Genomic DNA, 18,769 nt, shown 5'->3' on the forward strand with positions numbered 1-18,769 from the left:
AGTTGGGCTCGCAACCCGGGGGAAAAAATGCGCAAGGCGTCACGCCTGTTCGAGATCATCCAGATCGTGCGGCTGGCGCGGCAGCCGGTGACGGCGGCGACGATTGCCGAGCGGCTGGAAGTGACGGTGCGCTCGATCTATCGCGACATCGCAGCGCTGCAGGCGATGCGCGTGCCGATCGAGGGCGGACGCGGCATCGGCTATATCCTGCGCCCCGGCTTCGACCTGCCGCCGCTGATGTTCTCGATCGAGGAGATGGAGGCGATCGTCTTGTCGCTGGCGCTGTTGGAGCGCACGGGCGACAGCGAGCTCAAGCAAGCGGCCAAGCGCGTCAGCGTCAAGATCGCCGGCGCGGTGCCATCACCCTTGCGCCAGGTATTCGACGCCAATGCGCTGCATGCCTGGGGTTTCGCCGCGCCTTCTACCGGCGCGATCGACCTGGCGCTGGTGCGACGCGCCATCCGTGACGAGGAGAAGCTCTACCTCTCCTATCGAGACGAAATGGGCCGCGCCTCCGAGCGCCTCATCCGCCCGATCGCGCTCATCTACTACGCCGAAACCGCCAACATCGTCGCCTGGTGCGAGCTGCGCCAGGCGATCCGCAATTTCCGCAGCGACCGGATCGAGAATTGCCAGGCGACGGGGTTGCGGTTCAAGGGCGAAGGCGACCGCTTGCGGCAGGTCTGGGTCAATGGGTGGGAGACGAACGCTGCGGCCGTCTGAGGTGACCGCAGATACTTGGCGTGGTGCTTACCTTGGCAGGTCGCACGCCTTGGGGATTGGTCGAAACGCCCGTTACTTCGTCATCCTGGGGCGAAGCAAGGAGCGAAGCGACGCGGCGCAGACCCCGGGATCCATGCCGCGACCTTTGTCGAGGAATGCAGCGGAGCAGAATTCTGCACCGTTGTGATGCGTTGGAGTCGCGGCATGGATCCTATGGTCTGCGCCGCGTCGCTTCGCTCCTTGCTCCGCCATAGGATGACGAAGCGTCAGGGAGGCGTCGGCCAATCGCGAATGTCTGCGACGGGTCACCAAATGAATGGTGAAATCTTGTCTGCCGAGAGTCGGCAACCTACCCCGTCTCGACGAACTACATGGCTCTACCGCACGTCCACCCAGCGCTTTTCTTCGAACGAACGCGCCATGGCGTGCACGGTGCGCTCGATCTCCAGCCCTTCGGCGAATTCGATGAGCCGCGCCGGCCTGCCTTCAAGCCGCGTCAGCAATTCGTGGCACTCGATGATCTTAAGATCGTTGAAGCCGAGGCCATGGCCTGGCGCCGGCACGAAGAGGTCATAGGGCTTGTGGTGCGGCGCCACCAGGATGGTGCGGTAGCCCTGCTCGGTCGGCCGGTCGGCGGTGAGGTAAAGCTGGAATTCGTTCGATCGTTCCTGGTCGAACAGGATCGACCCTTTCGAGCCGAAGAGCTGGACGGCGATGCGGCCCTTGCGGCCCCAGGCCGAGCGGTTGACCAGCAGCGTGCCGGCAATGCCATTTTCCAGATGCATCAGCACGCTGGCGATGTCGTAGGTTTCGACCACGCGACGGCCGCCGCTGGCCAGCTTGCGATCGGCATAGGGTTTGGCCATGTCGCAGATGACGCTGGCGACGCGGCCGAACAGGGCTGAGACCAGCGACAGCGGATGCACGGCGAAATCGTCGAGCGCGCCATAACCGGAGGCCGCCTCGTGCTTCCAGAAGAACAGCGCCTCGGGATCGGCCATGAAGTCCTCGTCCATCTCGATGCGCAGATGGTTGACCTCGCCGATGATCTTCTCTTCCAGCAAAGCGCCGATGTGGCGGATGGCCGGGCTCTGGATGTAGTTGTAGCCGAGCGCCGCGACCTTGCCGGACTTGCTCGCCGCCGCAGCCATCGCCTCGGCCTCGGCAAAGCTCGGCGCCATCGGCTTTTCGCACCACAGATGCTTGCCTGCTTCGAGGATGGCGATGGCCATTTCCGGATGGAACTGGTTGGGCGTGGTCAGCGAGACGATATCGACTTCGGGATCGTTGACTACGGCACGCCAGTCGCCGGACGCCTTGGCGAAACCGAACTCGCCCGCCTTGCGCCGGGCGAGCTCTTCATTGACCTCGCCGAGATGGACCAGCCGTGGCTTGGCAACGTCGGGAAAGACGGCGCTGACGGCACTCCATGCTATGGCGTGACACTTGCCCATGAAACCCGTACCGATGAGACCGACGCCGACCATTTTCCGTTTCTCCACTGCTTGAAGCGTTGTGTGGATGAATTAGTCCATTTTCATCCGAAATGGAATGTCTGCCTCATTTTTTATGGCGTTCTTGCGCAGGCTCGCTATGATGATGCAGAGAGGGACGCTTCACGCATGAGCTTGGACACAGCGACGATGGACGAACGGGTACCTCGCGATTTCGAGACGCTGCGCACCACCATCCTGGAGCGGCGCGAAAGCCTGCCGAAGCGCATCGCCCAGATCGCCGCCCATGCGCTCGACAATCCCGACGATATCGCCTTCGGCACGGCCGCCAGCATCGCCGCTTCGGCCGGCGTGCAGCCTTCAACCCTGATCCGATTTGCCCAGCAGCTTGGCTTCGATGGTTTCACCAGCCTGCAGCAGGTGTTTCGCGAACGGCTGCGCGAGCGCAACTCATCCTATGACGAAAGGCTGCAGGCGTTGCGCGCCAAGGCAGAGGGCGGCGCCGGCCATCGGGCGATCTTCGACGGCTTCGTCGCCGCGGCCAGCACCTCGCTCAACGACATTTCGCGCACGCTGGACGAAGCGCATCTGGAAGATGCTATTTCCCTGCTGGCAAAGGCGGAAACCATCTACGTGCTGGCCAAGCGCCGCTCCTATCCGGTGGCGTCCTACATCGCCTATGCGCTGGGCAAGCTGAAGATCCGCAACCAGTTGATCGAATCGGCGGCCGGGCTGAATGCCGAGATGATCGGCTTCGCAACGCCGGCGGATGCCGTCATCGCCATCTCCTTCTCGCCCTATGCGCCTGCCACCATCGAGGAGGCGCGCAGTATTTCGGAACAGGGCGTGCCGATCGTCGCCATCACCGACAGCTCGTTTTCCCCGCTCGCCCAGTTCGCTAAGGTCTGGTTCGAGGTTGCCGAGGCCGATTTCGCCGGCTTCCGCTCGCTGTCGGCGACAATGGCGCTGGCCATGGCGCTGACCGTCGGCGTCGGCGAGAAGCGACGCGACACGGGTCGGAAGCGCAAGGCCTGATCCACCGCCGAAAGGTACTTTTCCCCGAAGGAACGCTCATTCCATATTGACTATGGATTGGAATTATTATTTCATATTCCCGGCGCCACGCTGCCGCTCGCGCGTGTACCCCAACACAACAAGGCCGACGGGAGGTTCCAATGAGCGAAGCCGTGGACGCTGAATACGCGCCGCTCGACGTCATCACCATCGGTCGCGCTTCCGTAGACCTTTATGGGCAGCAGATCGGCTCGCGGCTGGAGGACATCACCTCCTTCGCCAAGTCGGTCGGCGGTTGCCCGGCCAATATCTCTGTCGGCACCGCCAGGCTCGGCCTGCGCTCGGCGCTGCTCACCCGCGTCGGCGACGAGCAGATGGGCCGCTTCATCCGCGAGCAGCTGACGCGTGAAGGTGTCAATGTCGACGGCCTGAAGACCGACAAGGAGCGGCTGACCGCTTTGGTGCTGCTGTCGGTCGAGGACGAAGGCGTTTCGCCGATGATCTTCTACCGCTCCGATTGCGCCGACATGGCGCTGGCGCCGGAAGACATCGACGAGGCCTTCATCGCCTCGGCGCGCTCGATCGTCGTCACCGGCACGCATTTTTCCAGGCCCAACAGCGATGCCGCGCAGCGCAAGGCGATCCGCATCATGAAGGCCAAGGGCGGCAAGGTGGTGTTCGACATCGACTACCGGCCGAACCTGTGGGGCCTTGCCGGCCATGCCGAAGGGTTCGAGCGCTATGTGAAATCGGACCGAGTCTCGGCACAGTTGAAGACGGTGCTGCCCGACTGCGACCTCATCGTCGGTACCGAGGAAGAGATCATGATCGCGTCGGGCGCCGACGATTGCCTGAGCGCCCTGAAGACGATCCGCTCGCTGTCGTCCGCCACTATCGTCCTGAAGCGCGGCGCCATGGGCTGCATCGTCTATGACGGACCGATCAGCGACGATCTCGAGGACGGTGTCGTCGGCAAGGGATTTCCGATCGAGATATACAATGTGCTCGGCGCCGGCGACGCCTTCATGTCCGGTTTCCTGCGCGGCTGGCTGGGTGGCGAAGATCATGCGACAGCGGCGACCTGGGCCAACGCCTGCGGCGCTTTCGCCGTGTCGCGGCTGCTCTGCGCGCCGGAATATCCGACCTTCGAGGAACTGCGGTTCTTCCTCAAGAACGGCAGCAAGCATCTGGCGTTGCGCAAGGACGAGGCGATCAACCACATCCATTGGGCGACGACGCGCCGGCGCGACGTCGCCTCGCTGATGGCGCTCGCCTGCGACCATCGCGTGCAGCTGGAGGATGTGGCGGCGAAGGCCGGCGCCGATCCGGCGCGGATCGAAGAATTCAAGGTGCTGGCGGTCAAGGCCGCGGCGAAGGTCGCTGCCGGCCGCGACGGCTACGGCATGCTGATCGACGAGAAACATGGCCGCAAGGCGATGTTCGAATTCGCCAGGCATTCCTTCGCCTGGCTCGGGCGGCCGGTGGAGTTGCCGGGTTCGCGGCCGCTGCGCTTCGAATTCTCGCAGGACATCGGCTCGCAGCTGGTGGAGTGGCCGGTCGATCACTGCATCAAGTGCCTGTGCTTCTACCATCCCGACGATCCGGCGGCGCTGAAGGACGAACAGCAGCAGAAGCTGCGCGCGCTGTTCGAAGCCGCGCGCAAGGTCGGCCGCGAATTGCTGGTCGAGATCATTGCCGGCAAGCATGGCAAGCTCGACGACACGACGATCCCGCGCGCGCTGGAGGAGCTCTATGCGCTCGGCATCAAGCCGGACTGGTGGAAGCTCGAGCCGCAGGCGTCGGCCGGCGCCTGGGCCAAAATCGAAGCGGTGATCCTGAAGCACGATCCGTGGTGCCGAGGCGTCGTGCTGCTTGGCCTGGAGGCGCCGCAGGACGAGCTGGAAGCGGCTTTCGCCGCCACCGCCAAGGCACCCATCGTTAAGGGCTTTGCGGTCGGCCGCACCATCTTCGTCCATGCGGCCGAGCAATGGCTGGCCGGCAAGATGTCGGATGACGAGGCGATCGCCGATATGGCGCAGCGCTTCGAACAGCTGACCGAAGCGTGGCTTGCCGCGCGCGGCCGTAAGGCGGCATAAGAAAGCCCGGCACAAGGACTGCGGAGGAAACCACCATGAGCAAGACAATCCGCCTGACGATGGCGCAGGCGCTGACCCGCTTCCTGTCGCGCCAGATGACCGAGATCGACGGTAGCAAAGTCCCCATCTTCGGCGGCGTATGGGCGATCTTCGGCCACGGCAATGTCGCCGGCATCGGCGAGGCGCTCTATCAGCTGCGCGACGAATTGCCGACCTTCCGCGCCCACAATGAACAGGCGATGGCGCATGCGGCGATCGCCTACGCCAAGGCCAATTTCCGCCGCCGCTTCATGGCCGCGACCTCTTCGATCGGCCCTGGCGCGCTCAACATGGTGACGGCGGCGGCGCTCGCCCATGTAAACAGGTTGCCCGTCCTGTTTTTGCCGGGCGACGTCTTCGCGAACCGCATTCCCGACCCGGTGCTGCAGCAGGCTGAGGATTTCTCCGACGGCACGGCGACGGTCAACGACTGCTTCCGTCCGGTTTCGCGCTATTTCGACCGCATCACCCGGCCGGAGCAGATCATTCCTGCGCTCAGCCGCGCCATGCAAGTGCTGACCGATCCGGCCGAATGCGGGCCGGTGACGCTGTCGCTGTGCCAGGACGTCCAGGCCGAGGCCTGTGATTATCCCGAGAGTTTCTTTGCCGAGCGGGTCTGGCACCAGCGCCGGCCGCGCCCTGACCGCCATGAGCTTGCCGCTGCAGTCGGCGCGCTCAAGGGTGCGAAAAAACCGCTGGTGATCGCCGGCGGCGGCGTCCTCTATTCGCAGGCGTCGGACGAACTGGCGAAATTCGCCGAGAGCGCCGGCATCCCGGTCTGCGAGACGCAAGGCGGCAAATCCTCGCTGCCGGACGACCATCCGCTCAACATGGCGGCGGTCGGCGTCACCGGCACTTCTGCCGCCAACCGGCTGGCTGAGGAAGCCGATGTCGTGCTGGCCATCGGCACGCGCCTGCAGGATTTCACCACCGGCTCGTGGGCGCTGTTCAAGAATTCCGGCAAGACCATCATCGGGCTCAACGTGCAGCCCTTCGACGCCGGCAAGCACCGCGCGCTGCCATTGGTGGCCGATGCGGCCGAGGGCCTGGCCGAACTCAGTGCTGCGCTGAACGGCTGGAAGGCACCTTCCACCTGGACCGACAATGCGGCCACCGGCAAGAAGGCCTGGCAGGCCGAGGCGGCCAAGGTGACGGCGTCGACCAATGCCGCCTACCCGTCCGACGCGCAGGTGATCGGCGCCGTGCAGCGCGCCATGGGCTCCGGTGTGACGCTGCTGAATGCCTCCGGCGGCCTGCCGGGCGAACTGCATAAATTATGGCAGGCGGGCGCGCCCGGATCCTACCATGGCGAATATGGCTTCTCGACCATGGGCTACGAGATTGCCGGCGGGCTCGGAGCCAAGATGGCGAAGCCCGGCGAGGAGATCGTCGTCATGATCGGCGACGGCTCCTATCTGATGATGAACTCCGAAATCGCCACTTCGGTGATGCTCGGATTGAAGCTGACCATCGTGCTGCTCGACAATCGCGGCTACGGCTGCATCAACCGGCTGCAGATGGCGACCGGCGGCGCCAACTTCAACAATCTCCTGAAGGACTCGCGCCACGAGGTCCTGCCCGACATCGACTTTGCCGCGCATGCGGCGAGCATGGGGGCGATCGCCGAGAAGGTGCCGTCGATCGCCGGGCTGGAAAACGCGCTGGAGAAGGCAAAGAAGAACAACCGCACCACCGTGCTGGTCATCGACACCGACCCGCTGGTTTCCACCGATGCCGGGGGCCATTGGTGGGACGTGGCGGTGCCGGAAGTGTCTGTACGGCCGCAGGTCAACGCGGCGCGCAAGGCGTATGACGAGAAGCGGAAGATGCAGACCGTCGGCGATTGATATAGGCGCTGCCACCCCTACCTCCCCCTTTTGGGGAGGTCGGACCGAAGGTCCGGGTGGGGGTCCGGCGCCACCCCCCACCCCGCTGCTTCGCAGCGACCCTGCCCACAAGGGGGAGGGTGAACAAGAACCGGAGTGACTACTTGAAAGCCAAACTGGGCATGTCCCCCATTGCGTGGTGGAACGACGATCTTGCGGAACTCAGCGATGACGTGTCGCTGGAAGAATGCCTGCGCCAATCACGGTCGGCCGGCTTCACCGGCATGGAGATGGGCCGGCGTTTTCCCAATGACCCCGAAATCATGCTGCCGATCCTGAAGGCCGCCGACGTCACGCTGTGCGGCGGCTGGTTCTCGGGCACGCTGGTCGATGGGGAGATGGCCGACAACAAGGATCGCATCCAGCCGATGATCGACCTGTTCAAGGCCGTGAACGCGCCTTGCATCGTCTATGGCGAGGTCGGCCGCTCGATCCAGGGCGACCGCTCGAAGCCGTTGGCCACCAAGCCGAAGCTGTCGGATGACGAGATGAAGGCCTACGCGAAACGCCTGACCGCGTTTGGCGAATGGTGCGCCGAGCAAGGCATGCCGCTCTCCTACCACCACCATATGGCGGCAGTGGTCGAGACCGAGCCGGAACTCGATGCCTTCATGCGCTATTCCGGAGCCGGCATTCCCCTGCTGCTCGATGCTGGACATCTGGCATTCGCCGGCGGCGACGTGCTGCGCGCTATCGACAACCATCATACCCGGATCAGCCATGTGCATGTGAAGGACGTTCGCATGGGGGTGATCGAAAAGCTCGATCGCACCAAACAATCCTTCCTCGACGCGGTGGCGCTGGGCGCCTTCACCGTGCCGGGCGATGGTTCGCTGGATTTCGGCGCCATCGTGCAGCGCTTCGCCGACCATGGCTATGAGGGCTGGTTCGTGGTCGAGGCGGAGCAGGACCCGAAGAAGAACCCGCCACTCAGGATGGCGCAGGTTGGCTACAAGGAATTGATGCGCGTCATGACCGCCGCCGGCTATACGGTCGAGACGCAAGGCTTTCCAAATGTCTAGTTTCCCAATGGCTGGTGCGACGGGTTCCCGGCGAGGCCGATTGCTGTAGATTGGCCCGATGAAAGATTCCGAACACCCCTTCTTCCGGCCTTTGTGGCGGCGCGTCGCCATCGTCGCGGTCTGCGTCATCTGGTCGATCATCGAGTTCGCCACCGGCACGCCGTTCTGGGGCATGATCGCGCTCGGCTTCGCCGGCTACGCCGTCTGGCAGTTTTTTTATCTCTATAAGCCGGCCGACGAGGCGAAGGCCGAGGCCGAACCGAAGGAGTGACTGATCGCATGCGTTGGCGATTGGCTTGCAGTGCTTCTAACTTCGTCATCCTAGGGCGGAGCAAGGAGCGCAGCGACGCGGCGCAGACCCTAGGATGACGAAGTTGGAAGGGCGCCGGCCAATTTCCGACCGTTTGCGATGGTCCTTTCAAACAAATGACTTGGCTTTACAGGCCCGCAACCGTCAGGCCACTGGAATAGGAGAGACAAAAATGTCGAAGCTGCTCGTCAAAGCCGACAAGGGCCATGGCCGCGTCGCCCATGTGACGCCGAAAAGCGCAGGCTGGACCTATGTCGGTTTCGATCTGCATCGGCTGAAGCCCGGCGAGAGCGTCTCCGGCAAGACGGAGGATCGCGAAGTCTGCCTGGTGTTCGTTACCGGCAAGGGCAAGGCTTCAGCCGGCGGCAAGGATCTCGGCCTGCTCGGCGAGCGCATGTCGCCCTTCGAGGGCAAGCCGTGGTCGGTGTATGTGCCTGAGGGTTCGGACTGGTCGGTGACGGCGGACACCGAACTGGAACTCGCCGTCTGCTCGGCACCGGGCCTTGGCGGCGGCCTGCCGGTGCGGGTGATCGCACCGGACGATCTCGGCCAGGCCGTGCGCGGCAAGGGCACCAACACGCGCTACGTCACCAACATATTGCCGGAGGGCGAGCCGGCCGATTCGCTGCTGGTGGTCGAGGTGATCACGCCCGGCGGCCACACGTCGAGCTATCCGCCGCACAAGCACGACCAGGACAATCTGCCCGCTGAATCCTATCTTGAGGAAACCTACTATCACCGTCTCAACCCGCCGCAGGGCTTTGCCTTCCAGCGCGTCTACACCGATGCCGACAAGAATGGCCATCGCGCGCTCGACGAAGCAATGGCGATCGAGGATGGCGATGTCGTGCTGGTGCCCGGGGGCTATCACCCCTGCGCCGCCTGCCACGGCTACGACCTCTATTATCTCAACGTCATGGCAGGGCCGAAGCGGACGTGGAAATTCCACAACGCGCCCGAGCACGAGTGGCTGATGAAGGCCTGATCGGTCGCTGCGTGAGCACTCGCGCCCTGGTCCAGCACGAAAAAATCGTCGGCTAATGACCCCGCCGCAGCGTTTTGTTACCTGAAAGCCAGCAAGGCTTCGTCAATTCGTCATGGAAATCACCTATGGCAGCGAAGCTGACAAGGACTTTCCATGCGCTACGCCCTCTATTTCACCCCCCGGCAGGACGAGCCACTGGCGCGGATCGCCGCCGACTGGCTGGGCCGCGACCCGTTCGGCGCCGCGACGAGGCCGGTCGAAGCGGTGGCAGACCTGTCGGCGGCGGAAGTCGCTTTCCACACCGCTTCGGCGCGCCGCTATGGCTTTCACGCAACGCTGAAAGCCCCCTTCCGCCTGGCTGCCAACGAGACGGAAGCCTCGCTGCGCGCCGCACTCGACCAATTCGCCGAGGCGACGCCGGTGGTGACCATCCCGCGTCTCGTCGTGAGCCAGATCGATGGCTTCTTCGCACTGGTGCCGGAAGGGCCAGTGCCTGCGCTCAACCGGGTAGCCGATGACGTGGTGCGCGATTTCGACCGGTTTCGCGCACCGCTGAGCGAGGCGGAAATCGAGCGGCGCAGCCCGGATTCGCTGAAGCCGGCCGAGTTCCGCAACCTCTGCCAATGGGGTTACCCCTATGTCTTCGAAACCTTTCGCTTCCACATGACGCTGTCCGGCCGGGCGGGGTCACAGGAAAGCCCTCGTTTGCGCGCAGCGATCGACAGCCTGTTCGCGGAAGTGCTGCAACAGAAGGTGCTGGTGGATGCGCTGACCTTGTTTGTCGAAACCGAACCGGGTGCACCGTTCATGGTGCTCTCGCATCACGCGCTCGGGCGCCGCCCGGCCAGAAAAACCGCCTGAAGGACTGCCTGAAATGACCGCCGAGACTGTTCTCCACAATGCCCGCATCGTGCTTGCCGACGAGATCGTCGAGGGTTCGCTGGTGCTGCGCGACGGCTTTATCGCCGGCATCGAATCCGGCATCAGCCGCATCGGCGAGGATATGGACGGCGACTATGTCATTCCCGGGCTGGTCGAATTGCACACCGACCATCTCGAAGGCCACTACGCGCCGCGGCCCAAGGTGCGCTGGAATCCGATCGCCGCCGTGCTCGCCCATGACGCGCAGGTAGCGACCGCCGGCATCACCACCGTGCTCGACGCCTTGCGCGTCGGCATGGACGAAGACGCCGACCTGACATCGGCCGACATCCGCAAGCTGGCCGACGCAATCGAGGACAGTGTGAAGCAGGACCGTCTGCGCGCCGATCATTTCATCCATCTGCGCTGCGAGGTTTCGGCACCGGACTGCCTCAGGGCTTTCGCCAATTTCGACGGCGACGAGCGGGTCAGACTGGCGTCGCTGATGGACCATGCGCCAGGCCAGCGCCAGTTCGTCAACCTCGAGACCTATGCCTACTATTACCAGCGCAAGCTGAAGCTGACCGATCGCGACTTCAAGCTGTTCTGCGAAAAGCGGATGGCCGAATCGGCGCGCAATTCGGCGCCGAACCGGGCGGTGATATCAGCCGCCTGCCAGGAGCGCGGCATCGTGCTGGCCAGCCACGACGACGCCACATCAGGCCATGTCGACGAGGCGATCGAGCAGGGCGTGCGCGTCGCCGAATTCCCGACCACGGAAGAGGCCGCCAGGGCCTCGAAAGAGGCCGGGATGGGCGTGCTGATGGGCGCGCCCAACGTCATGCGCGGCGCCTCGCATTCGGGCAATGTCTCCGCCCGTACGCTGGCCGGCGACGGCCTGCTCGACATCTTGTCATCCGACTATATTCCCTTCAGCCTGATCCAGTCGGCGTTCTTCCTCGGCGATGTCGTCGAAGGCATTTCCCTGCCGCAGGCCGTCGCCATGGTCTCGAAGAACCCGGCCGATGCGGTTGGCCTGACCGATCGCGGCGTCATCGAACAGGGCCGCCGCGCCGATCTGGTGCGCGTGCGCGTCGACGACCATGTCCCGGTGGTGCGCACCGTGTGGCGGCAGGGAAGCCGGGTCGCATGATGGTGTCGGCATCGATCGAGCGGGAATTGTCGGCCGAGACGTTTCCGATCCGCGATGGCGTTTTCGTCGCCGTCGTCGGCCCAAGCGGCGCCGGCAAGGACACGGTGATCGGCTACGCCCGCGCCCGCTTTGCCGATGAGACAAGGCTGGAGTTCGTCCGCCGCGTCATCACCAGGCCGAGCGATGTCGCCAGCGAGGACCACGACACGCTGGCCGATGCCGCCTTCGTCGAGGCCGAAGCCGATGGCGCCTTCGCCATCTCCTGGGAAGCGCACGGCTTGCGCTACGGCATCCCCGCCGATGTCGACTGGTCCGTCGCTAATGGCCGTGTCGCTGTCGCCAATGTGTCGCGCGCGATCATCCCCTCCTTGCGCGAACGCTATGCCAATCTGGCCATCGTCGAGATCACCGCCTCGCCGGAGGTGCTGGCAGAGCGGCTGGCAATGCGCGGCCGCGAGTCACGCGGCGAGGTGCTGGCGCGACTGGCGCGCAGCGCCAATGTGAGCCTGTCCGGACCTGGCGTCACCTCGATCGACAACAGCGGCCCACGCGAGGCGGCCGGCGACCGTTTCGCCGAGGTGCTGCGCAAGGCGATGGCTTTTTCCGACATGTCGGGCCTGATCTAGGCTAGCCTTCAAGCGCAAAAGGCATGAACAAGACGGTGCCGGCAGCACTTTCGCCAGGGGCCAGCACGATCACGCCTTCCTCCGGATCGTCCCACCGGCCCCGGTTGAAAGCACCGGAGGCATTCGTTTGCGGCTCGACGCAGAAATACGGTTTTGTCGGATCGGCGTAGAGCATCAGATGCTTGAAGACCGGGTCGGCCTTGATCCGCAAGCCGGCACCGCGGGTTGGAAAACGAATGATCGCCTCGCCCCTCCAGCCGCCGTAATCACTGTTGCGCCAGCCGTTTGGCAAAGGCCGGTCCTCGGCAAAGTCGAGTTCGGGCGGAAGTGTGATCGGATCACCGGAAATGCCATCCGGCTCTTCGAGGTAGAAGCGCTTCGCCTCGAATTGCAATGTCACGTCCGGATCGCGATCGAACCAGGGATGCAGGCCAAAACCGAACGGCAAGGTAACCGGTCCGGTGTTGGTGAGCGTAATGGTGACGCTCAGCCCCTCTTCGGTGACCGCGAAAGCCTGCGTCGCTCGATAGGAATAGGGCTCGGCTCCGGCGGCAATGTCCAGCGTCAGCGTCGCGTTCGCGGCTGCTGTCTCGGTGACAGTCCAGGCGAGTTGCCAGCCGCTGCCGTGCACGTTGAATTTCTCCGGCGGATTGTTGGGCAGGACCTGCCAGCGCTGCGCCCCGAAGTCGAAAGTGTTCCCAGTGATGCGATTGGCGTAGGGCGTCATTGGAAACATGGCCACGCCAAGCACATTGCCGGTATCGCGATCCCCGTCCGAAAGCCGGCGCAGGAGATCGATGCCGCGCCAGCGCAGCGCGCTCACGCTGCCGCCGATTTGCGGCGCCAGTTCGGCTTCAAGCGCGCCCCCGCCCTCAACATCAACAGTTCAGGTTTCGCTCTCATGGCTTGCCACTCGTCCGCCACCGACATCCGGCATGATGTGGAGACGTCCCGCAATCGCAGAAGGGCGGCAAGGCCGCAACCATTTCATTCATGCCGCCAGGCGCCGACAAACGCGCGGCGCGTCCTGGCAGGGCGATTATTCCGCGGCCGCGCCGGAAGCGCTCTTGCGCGTGGCGTCGACCATCAGCCGCCGTTCCCGGAACACGCCCCATTGCTGGTCGACCAGCACGCCGATGAGGATGACGCCGCCCATCACCGCGAAGTTGAGCGAGGACGGGATGCCGAGCAGGTTGACGAGGTTCTGCAGCTCCTGCAGCAGCACCGTGCCGAGGATGACGCCGATCAGCGAGCCTTCGCCGCCGCGCAGCGAGAAGCCGCCGAGCACGGCTGCGGCGATGGCGTAGAGTTCGTAGAACTGGCCGTGGCTGGCCGGTGAGATCGAGCGCGTGTACATGGCGAAATAGATCGCCGACAGCGCCGTCAGCACGCCGCAGATGACGTAGGCGGCGATGACGACGCGGCCGGTGCGGATGCCGGAATATTTCGCCGCCTCCTCGTTCTTGCCGATGGCGTAGAGATAGCGGCCGAACACCGAGCGGTGCAGCACCACCCACATGACGATCGAAATAACGATCAGCGCGATGAAACTGTTCGGCACGCCATAAGAGCGCCCGGCGGTGAGGAATTCGAGGTCGGGGAAATTCTGGCCGAACGCAAAACCCGCCGTGCCGTCGCCAGTGTAGAAGCGGGCGACGCCGCGGTAGATCAAAAGCCCGCACAGGGTGACGACGAAGGGCTGCAGCTTGAGCCTTGTGATCAGCCAGCCATGCGCCAGGCCGATGATGGCGCCAAGCACCAGGATGAGCACGAAGGCCAGCGGCCATTCCATGCCACGCACGGCGATGAAGTCGATGAACAGCGTGCCCAGCAGCGCGACCACCGAGCCGACCGACAGTTCGATGCCGCCGGTGATGATGACGAAGGCCTGGCCGATCGACAGGATGCCGAACAGGCCGATCAGGTTCGAGGTGTTGGCGAGGTTGATCGGCAACAGGAAGCGCGGATTGATGATCGCAACGATCGCCCCGACCACCAGGATCAGGATCAGCAGGCCGAGATCTTTCTTGCTCATCGTCTTCTCCCCAATGCCCGCCCTGGAAGGTTCCGGACCGGAACCCGTGGCAACAAAAACTATTTCGGCTGCTTGCCCACCGCCAGCAGCAGCACGTTTTCCTGGCTGAACCGATCCTTGTCGAGAATGCCCGAGATCTGGCCCTCATGCATGACGGCGATGCGGTCGGACACGCCGATCACCTCTTCCATGTCCGACGAGATCATCAGCACGGCGACGCCGGCATCGGCGAGCGCCCGCATCAGGCCATAGATTTCCGCCTTGGCGCCGATGTCGATGCCGCGCGTAGGCTCGTCCAAAATCATCACCTTCGGATTCATGGCCAGCCATTTGCCGAGCACGACCTTCTGCTGGTTGCCGCCCGACAGCGTGCCGGTGCGCGTCTGCACCGAAGGCGCCTTGATGCCGAGATCTTTCTTTTGCTTCTCGGCGGTGGCGGTCTCGGCGCTTTTGGACACCAGGGAGCGGCGCGCATGCGCGGGCAGATTGGGCAAGGAAATGTTCTGCGCGATCGACAGGTCGAGCAGGATGCCGGTGAGCTTGCGGTCTTCCGGCACCAGGAAGATGCCATGCGCGACGGCGTCGGCCGCCGAGCCCAGTGCAAGCGGCTTGCCGTCGAGCTCGAGCGCGCCGCCGAGCTTCGAGTCAATGCCGAAGAACACCCGCGCCAACTCGGTGCGGCCGGAGCCGACAAGGCCGGCAAGACCGAGGATTTCGCCGCGCCTGACGTCGAGATCGACCGGGCGGCCGGGATAGGCAGGCGTGCGAATGGCCTTGGCCGCAAGCGCTACGGCGCCGGGCGCACGCGCCGCCTCCGAGGCCTTTTCGCGCTCCTTCAGCATGCGGCCGATCATCAGCTTGACCATCTGGTCGTGGCCGATGTCGCTCTTCGGCAAGGTGCCAGCCAGCATGCCGTCGCGCAGCACGACGACGCGGTCGGCGACGCGCTCGACCTCGTGCAGGCGGTGCGAAATGAAGATGACGCTGATGCCGTCGGCCTTCAGCGCCTTGATGACGTCGAGCAATTTGTCGGTCTCGGCGAGCGGCAGGCTGGATGTCGGCTCGTCGAGGATGACCAGCCGCGCCTCGATCGACAGCGCCTTGGCGATCTCGACCATCTGCTGCTGCGCCAGAGACAGGGTCGCGACCGGCGTGTCGGCGGAAAAATTGGCGCCGACGCGCTTCAACAGCGGCGCCACCATGGTGCGCAGCTTGGCGCGGTCGACGAGCTTGAGCGGCCCGGCGCGCAACGGCTCGCGGCCGAAGAAAATGTTGGCGGCGACATCGAGATTGTCGAACAGGTTGAGTTCCTGGTGGACGAAGGCGATGCCCGAACCCAGGCTGGCTTCGACGGAGAGCCTGTCATGTGCGGTGCCGTCGACGGTGATCGTGCCGCTGTCCGGCGTGGTGACGCCGCCGAGGATCTTCATCAAGGTCGATTTGCCGGCGCCGTTTTCACCGACGAGGCCGATGACCTCGCCCGGCCTGACCTCCATGGAGAAGCCGTCGAGCGCGACGACGCCCGGATAGGTCTTGCGCACGTTCTCGAGGCTGAGGAACGGAGCGATCGTCGATGCAGCAATGGATGTGTCGGAATAATTCATCATGCCTGACAGCGATTGGCGGGCCAATTTCTGAGCATGATCTCTGGACAAAACGGTTTCCCGTTTGTCCGAGAAAACCGGCTTCCACTTTTCGGGATCATGCTCTTGGCTTTTGGCAGACTGACGATCCTCGCGGTGTTCGTCAATGCGAGCAGCCGGCCCAAGCGACGTTGAGCCGGCTGAACTGCTTCAAGTCTTATTTTCCGGCCATCGCCTTCAGATTGGCGGCGTAGGCGTCGACGTCATCCTTGCCGATGATCTTGGTCGGGATGATGATGAGGTTGCCTTCCGGGATGCCCGACTTGTCGCCCTTGAGATAGGCAGCCATCAGCTTCATGCCCTGATAGGCCCATTCGAAGGGCTGCTGCACGACGGTTGCGGCAATGGTGCCTTCCTTGACGCCGCCCAGCGTGATCGGATCGTCATCGAAGCCGACGACGGTGATCGAGCCGAGCTTGCCGGCGTCGCGCAGCGCTTCATAGATGCGCGGCGTGTTGTAGGAGTAGAAGCCGACCATGCAGGTGACGTCGGGGCTGGCGACCAGCGCGTCCTCGACATTCTTCTTGGCGCGCGCCTGGTCGATGTCGTCGCCGCGCACGTCGATCAGCTCGATCTTGGTTCCGGCGAGGCCGTCCTTCATGCCTTGGATACGCTCCTTGGCATTGTCGGCGCCGAGCAGGCCAACGAAGCCGAGGCATTTTCCGCCATCGGGCATCGCCTTCTTGGCGATTTCGGCCGCCTGCTTGCCGGCATCGACATTGGACGAGCCGATATAGGCGACGCGCTTGGTCTGCGGGGCGTCCGAGTCGGTGGTGAACAGCGCCGTTTCCGAAGCGATCTTGTTGAGGCCGTCGGTCGAGGTCTTGGGATCGACGGCCGAGACCATGATGCCCTTGACGCCGGCGGTGACCAGATCGTCCATCAGCCGCTGCTGGATGGCGACCGAGGACTGCTCGGGATATTTGAGCTCGAGCGTATAGTCGGGCAGTTCGCCCTGCGCCTTCTTGACGCCGGCTTCGGCGGCCTTCCAGAAATCGGAAGCGCCGTTGACGACGAAGGCCAGCATCGGCTTGTCTTGGGCGCGCGCGATTGCCGTGGCCGACAGGCCAAGCAGCAGCGCGGCCGCGGCTACGGATGCATTGCGTATCAAGGATTTCATGTTCAACCTCCCGTTTGGCTCAGTCGTTGGACCGGCCGATCTTGCACTGACCTGATTTGCCGTTTGCAGCGTGGACGCCCTCCTCCTCAAAGGGGTTCCCGGCACAGAAAGAATGGCGTCGTTCCAGCCACGATCATGGACCTTAGAGACTCATCCTTCGTTCGTAAATAGTCCGATTTGTCTGACATATCACATATCCGAGACAAAGCTTGCGGAGGTAGGATCCGCTCGCCACCGGGCCATTTTCGTACTCTCCCGCCGCCCCGAACCCACCGGCCGGATGCGACGGATTGACGGTACAGCGCATTTTTGTATTAGTAAACAGTATTAGTTCCGAGCCAATGCCGGCGATTTCCAGGCGTATCCAACGCCGAGCCTTGGTCACCACTGGCTCGCCGCCCAAGCCTTTCGTCATTTGAGTTTTGGCCTTTATGGAGATCCATGGCGGATAGACCTCCGGCATACTAATAGTTATAAACGGCCTTGATGATATCTCTATAAATCGACGGCGTCACGCCATCTTGCCGGCCTGACCGGCCAGCCAGACTGGGATTTGCCATGAGCGAGACGACGGATCGGGCCAGCGACACGGCGAGGCGGCGCAAGGCGGCGGCCAAGGGCACCAAGGGTCGCGTCACCATGATCGACATCGCCAGGGCCGCCGGCTGCTCGCAGGCGACCGTTTCCTTCGTGCTCAACAATTCGCCGGGGATCAAGCTGTCGCAGCAGACCCGCGAACGGGTGATCGAAGCCGCGCGCACGCTTGGCTACACCGCGCCCGCCTTCGAGGCCCTTCACCCGGCGTTGCCTGCCTTCGAGGGGCCCGCCTTCGAAGGACTCGACGGCGTGATCGGCTTTGCCGTGGACCAGCTCGCCACCAGCCCGGAAGCCGTGGTCGCCATCGAGGGCGCGCGCCAGGCCTCGTGGAATGCCGGCAACGTGCTGCTGGTGGCGCAGACGCTGGGCGATTCCGTCATGGAGCCGCGCGCCATCGCCGCGCTCACCAAGCGGGGCATTTCGGCGCTGATCTACATGACCATCTTCACGCGCGAGATCACGGCGCCCGATTACCTCTACGGCCTCGACATCCCGGTGATCCTGCTCAACTGCTACACATCAGACTATGCCTTCCCGGCCGTGGTGCCGAGCGAGATTGCCGGCGGCCAGAGCTCGACCCGCCATCTGATCAGCCACGGCCACCGCCGCATCGCCACCATCACCGGCGAGCCATGGATGCAGGCCGCCCAAGACCGGCTGAAAGGCTACCGCCGCGCGCTCGCCACCGCCGACATTCCATTCGACGGCGAATTGGTGGTCGAGGGCGACTGGTCGGCCAGCGCCGGCTATGCCGCGACCGTCAAGCTCTTGGCGCTCAGGGATAAGCCCACCGCCATCTTCTGCCAGAACGACCGCACCGCGATCGGCTGCTACGAAGCGCTGAAGGAAGCCGGCCTGCACATCCCGCAAGACATTTCCGTCGTCGGCTACGACGACGAGGAAATCGCCCGCCATCTCTTCCCGCCGCTGACGACCTCGATCCTGCCGCACATGGCCATGGGCCAATGGGCAATCGAACAGCTGGAGGCGCCGGCGGCGCCTGGGCGGGGGCGGTATCCGATTACCAAGCTGGAGTGCCCGCTGGTGGAGCGGGAGAGCGTGCGGGCGGTGAAGGGGTGATGGCCAGTTAATCTTGGCCCATCCAATGGGATTTTGAACCTATGGCCTCTGTGTTGGGGGCAAATGATTCAAACTCCTGCCATCTACCTTACCGGAATGCTGCGTTTGCGATAAGCAGTTCAAAC

Annotated in this window: 16 protein-coding genes; 11 read left to right on the plus strand and 5 right to left on the minus strand. The window is 63.9% G+C overall.

Annotated elements, in window-relative coordinates; all coding sequences use genetic code 11:
* Positions 1-27: 27 nt before the first annotated feature.
* Positions 28-723, plus strand: coding sequence for a helix-turn-helix transcriptional regulator (locus NKH95_RS08405; RefSeq protein WP_352891320.1), 696 nt, complete (start codon positions 28-30; stop codon positions 721-723).
* Between the two features lie 377 nt (positions 724-1,100).
* Here the strand turns inward: NKH95_RS08405 and NKH95_RS08410 are convergent, their stop codons facing one another.
* Positions 1,101-2,210: a Gfo/Idh/MocA family protein gene (locus NKH95_RS08410; protein WP_352891322.1), complete on the minus strand. Its 1,110-nt coding sequence runs from the start codon at positions 2,208-2,210 to the stop codon at positions 1,101-1,103.
* A gap of 156 nt (positions 2,211-2,366) precedes the next feature.
* Between NKH95_RS08410 and NKH95_RS08415 the strand changes: the two genes are divergently transcribed.
* The 9 genes from NKH95_RS08415 to phnN all read left to right on the plus strand — a co-directional run bounded on the left by NKH95_RS08415 (position 2,367) and on the right by phnN (position 12,169).
* Positions 2,367-3,212 (plus strand): MurR/RpiR family transcriptional regulator, encoded by an 846-nt coding sequence (locus NKH95_RS08415; RefSeq protein WP_032909097.1) that lies wholly within the window; start codon positions 2,367-2,369, stop codon positions 3,210-3,212.
* 140 nt (positions 3,213-3,352) lie between these two features.
* Positions 3,353-5,287, plus strand: coding sequence for a bifunctional 5-dehydro-2-deoxygluconokinase/5-dehydro-2-deoxyphosphogluconate aldolase (locus NKH95_RS08420; protein ID WP_352440534.1), 1,935 nt, complete (start codon positions 3,353-3,355; stop codon positions 5,285-5,287).
* Positions 5,288-5,322: 35 nt separating this feature from the next.
* Positions 5,323-7,173 carry a 3D-(3,5/4)-trihydroxycyclohexane-1,2-dione acylhydrolase (decyclizing) gene (gene iolD, locus NKH95_RS08425; RefSeq protein WP_352891324.1) on the plus strand — a complete coding sequence of 617 codons (1,851 nt, stop codon included), beginning with the start codon at positions 5,323-5,325 and terminating at the stop codon, positions 7,171-7,173.
* A 143-nt stretch (positions 7,174-7,316) separates the two neighbouring features.
* On the plus strand, positions 7,317-8,234 hold the full coding sequence (gene iolE / locus NKH95_RS08430) for a myo-inosose-2 dehydratase (RefSeq protein ID WP_127330503.1): 918 nt from the start codon (positions 7,317-7,319) through the stop codon (positions 8,232-8,234).
* 58 nt (positions 8,235-8,292) lie between these two features.
* On the plus strand, positions 8,293-8,505 hold the full coding sequence (locus tag NKH95_RS08435) for a DUF3329 domain-containing protein (RefSeq protein ID WP_023810667.1): 213 nt from the start codon (positions 8,293-8,295) through the stop codon (positions 8,503-8,505).
* A gap of 211 nt (positions 8,506-8,716) precedes the next feature.
* Positions 8,717-9,529 (plus strand): 5-deoxy-glucuronate isomerase, encoded by an 813-nt coding sequence (gene iolB / locus NKH95_RS08440; protein ID WP_352891326.1) that lies wholly within the window; start codon positions 8,717-8,719, stop codon positions 9,527-9,529.
* A 153-nt stretch (positions 9,530-9,682) separates the two neighbouring features.
* Positions 9,683-10,390, plus strand: coding sequence for a DUF1045 domain-containing protein (locus NKH95_RS08445; RefSeq protein ID WP_352891327.1), 708 nt, complete (start codon positions 9,683-9,685; stop codon positions 10,388-10,390).
* 13 nt (positions 10,391-10,403) lie between these two features.
* Positions 10,404-11,543: an alpha-D-ribose 1-methylphosphonate 5-triphosphate diphosphatase gene (locus NKH95_RS08450; protein ID WP_352585694.1), complete on the plus strand. Its 1,140-nt coding sequence runs from the start codon at positions 10,404-10,406 to the stop codon at positions 11,541-11,543.
* Positions 11,540-12,169 carry a phosphonate metabolism protein/1,5-bisphosphokinase (PRPP-forming) PhnN gene (gene phnN / locus NKH95_RS08455; protein WP_352672905.1) on the plus strand — a complete coding sequence of 210 codons (630 nt, stop codon included), beginning with the start codon at positions 11,540-11,542 and terminating at the stop codon, positions 12,167-12,169. Before NKH95_RS08450 ends, phnN begins: the two co-directional genes overlap by 4 nt.
* A gap of 1 nt (position 12,170) precedes the next feature.
* Here phnN and NKH95_RS08460 read toward each other — a convergent pair whose 3' ends face one another.
* The 4 genes from NKH95_RS08460 to NKH95_RS08475 form a co-directional block, all read right to left on the minus strand.
* Positions 12,171-13,016, minus strand: a complete 846-nt coding sequence (locus NKH95_RS08460) for an aldose 1-epimerase (RefSeq protein WP_352891399.1) — start codon at positions 13,014-13,016, stop codon at positions 12,171-12,173.
* Between the two features lie 192 nt (positions 13,017-13,208).
* The gene (locus NKH95_RS08465) at positions 13,209-14,204 is read right to left on the minus strand and encodes an ABC transporter permease (protein ID WP_352891328.1); all 996 of its coding nucleotides are present in this window, start codon (positions 14,202-14,204) and stop codon (positions 13,209-13,211) included.
* A 59-nt stretch (positions 14,205-14,263) separates the two neighbouring features.
* Positions 14,264-15,808 (minus strand): sugar ABC transporter ATP-binding protein, encoded by a 1,545-nt coding sequence (locus NKH95_RS08470; protein WP_352891400.1) that lies wholly within the window; start codon positions 15,806-15,808, stop codon positions 14,264-14,266.
* Positions 15,809-16,004: 196 nt separating this feature from the next.
* Positions 16,005-16,967 (minus strand): sugar-binding protein, encoded by a 963-nt coding sequence (locus NKH95_RS08475; RefSeq protein WP_352891329.1) that lies wholly within the window; start codon positions 16,965-16,967, stop codon positions 16,005-16,007.
* Between the two features lie 558 nt (positions 16,968-17,525).
* Here NKH95_RS08475 and NKH95_RS08480 point away from each other — a divergent pair.
* On the plus strand, positions 17,526-18,644 hold the full coding sequence (locus NKH95_RS08480) for a LacI family DNA-binding transcriptional regulator (RefSeq protein WP_352891330.1): 1,119 nt from the start codon (positions 17,526-17,528) through the stop codon (positions 18,642-18,644).
* The last annotated feature ends 125 nt before the right edge of the window (positions 18,645-18,769 follow it).

Origin of the sequence: Mesorhizobium sp. M0848, assembly GCF_040319805.1 — a bacterium.
GTDB lineage: Bacteria > Pseudomonadota > Alphaproteobacteria > Rhizobiales > Rhizobiaceae > Mesorhizobium.

Bases quoted from the DNA above. Each gene is read 5' to 3' on its own strand.
- NKH95_RS08405 (WP_352891320.1), top strand. From the start codon at position 28: ATGCGCAAGGCGTCACGCCTGTTCGAGATCATCCAGATCGTGCGGCTG.
- NKH95_RS08410 (WP_352891322.1), bottom strand. From the start codon at position 2,210: ATGGTCGGCGTCGGTCTCATCGGTACGGGTTTCATGGGCAAGTGTCAC.
- NKH95_RS08415 (WP_032909097.1), top strand. From the start codon at position 2,367: ATGGACGAACGGGTACCTCGCGATTTCGAGACGCTGCGCACCACCATC.
- NKH95_RS08420 (WP_352440534.1), top strand. From the start codon at position 3,353: ATGAGCGAAGCCGTGGACGCTGAATACGCGCCGCTCGACGTCATCACC.
- iolD (WP_352891324.1), top strand. From the start codon at position 5,323: ATGAGCAAGACAATCCGCCTGACGATGGCGCAGGCGCTGACCCGCTTC.
- NKH95_RS08435 (WP_023810667.1), top strand. From the start codon at position 8,293: ATGAAAGATTCCGAACACCCCTTCTTCCGGCCTTTGTGGCGGCGCGTC.
- iolB (WP_352891326.1), top strand. From the start codon at position 8,717: ATGTCGAAGCTGCTCGTCAAAGCCGACAAGGGCCATGGCCGCGTCGCC.
- NKH95_RS08445 (WP_352891327.1), top strand. From the start codon at position 9,683: ATGCGCTACGCCCTCTATTTCACCCCCCGGCAGGACGAGCCACTGGCG.
- NKH95_RS08450 (WP_352585694.1), top strand. From the start codon at position 10,404: ATGACCGCCGAGACTGTTCTCCACAATGCCCGCATCGTGCTTGCCGAC.
- phnN (WP_352672905.1), top strand. From the start codon at position 11,540: ATGATGGTGTCGGCATCGATCGAGCGGGAATTGTCGGCCGAGACGTTT.
- NKH95_RS08465 (WP_352891328.1), bottom strand. From the start codon at position 14,204: ATGAGCAAGAAAGATCTCGGCCTGCTGATCCTGATCCTGGTGGTCGGG.
- NKH95_RS08470 (WP_352891400.1), bottom strand. From the start codon at position 15,808: ATGAATTATTCCGACACATCCATTGCTGCATCGACGATCGCTCCGTTC.
- NKH95_RS08475 (WP_352891329.1), bottom strand. From the start codon at position 16,967: ATGAAATCCTTGATACGCAATGCATCCGTAGCCGCGGCCGCGCTGCTG.
- NKH95_RS08480 (WP_352891330.1), top strand. From the start codon at position 17,526: ATGAGCGAGACGACGGATCGGGCCAGCGACACGGCGAGGCGGCGCAAG.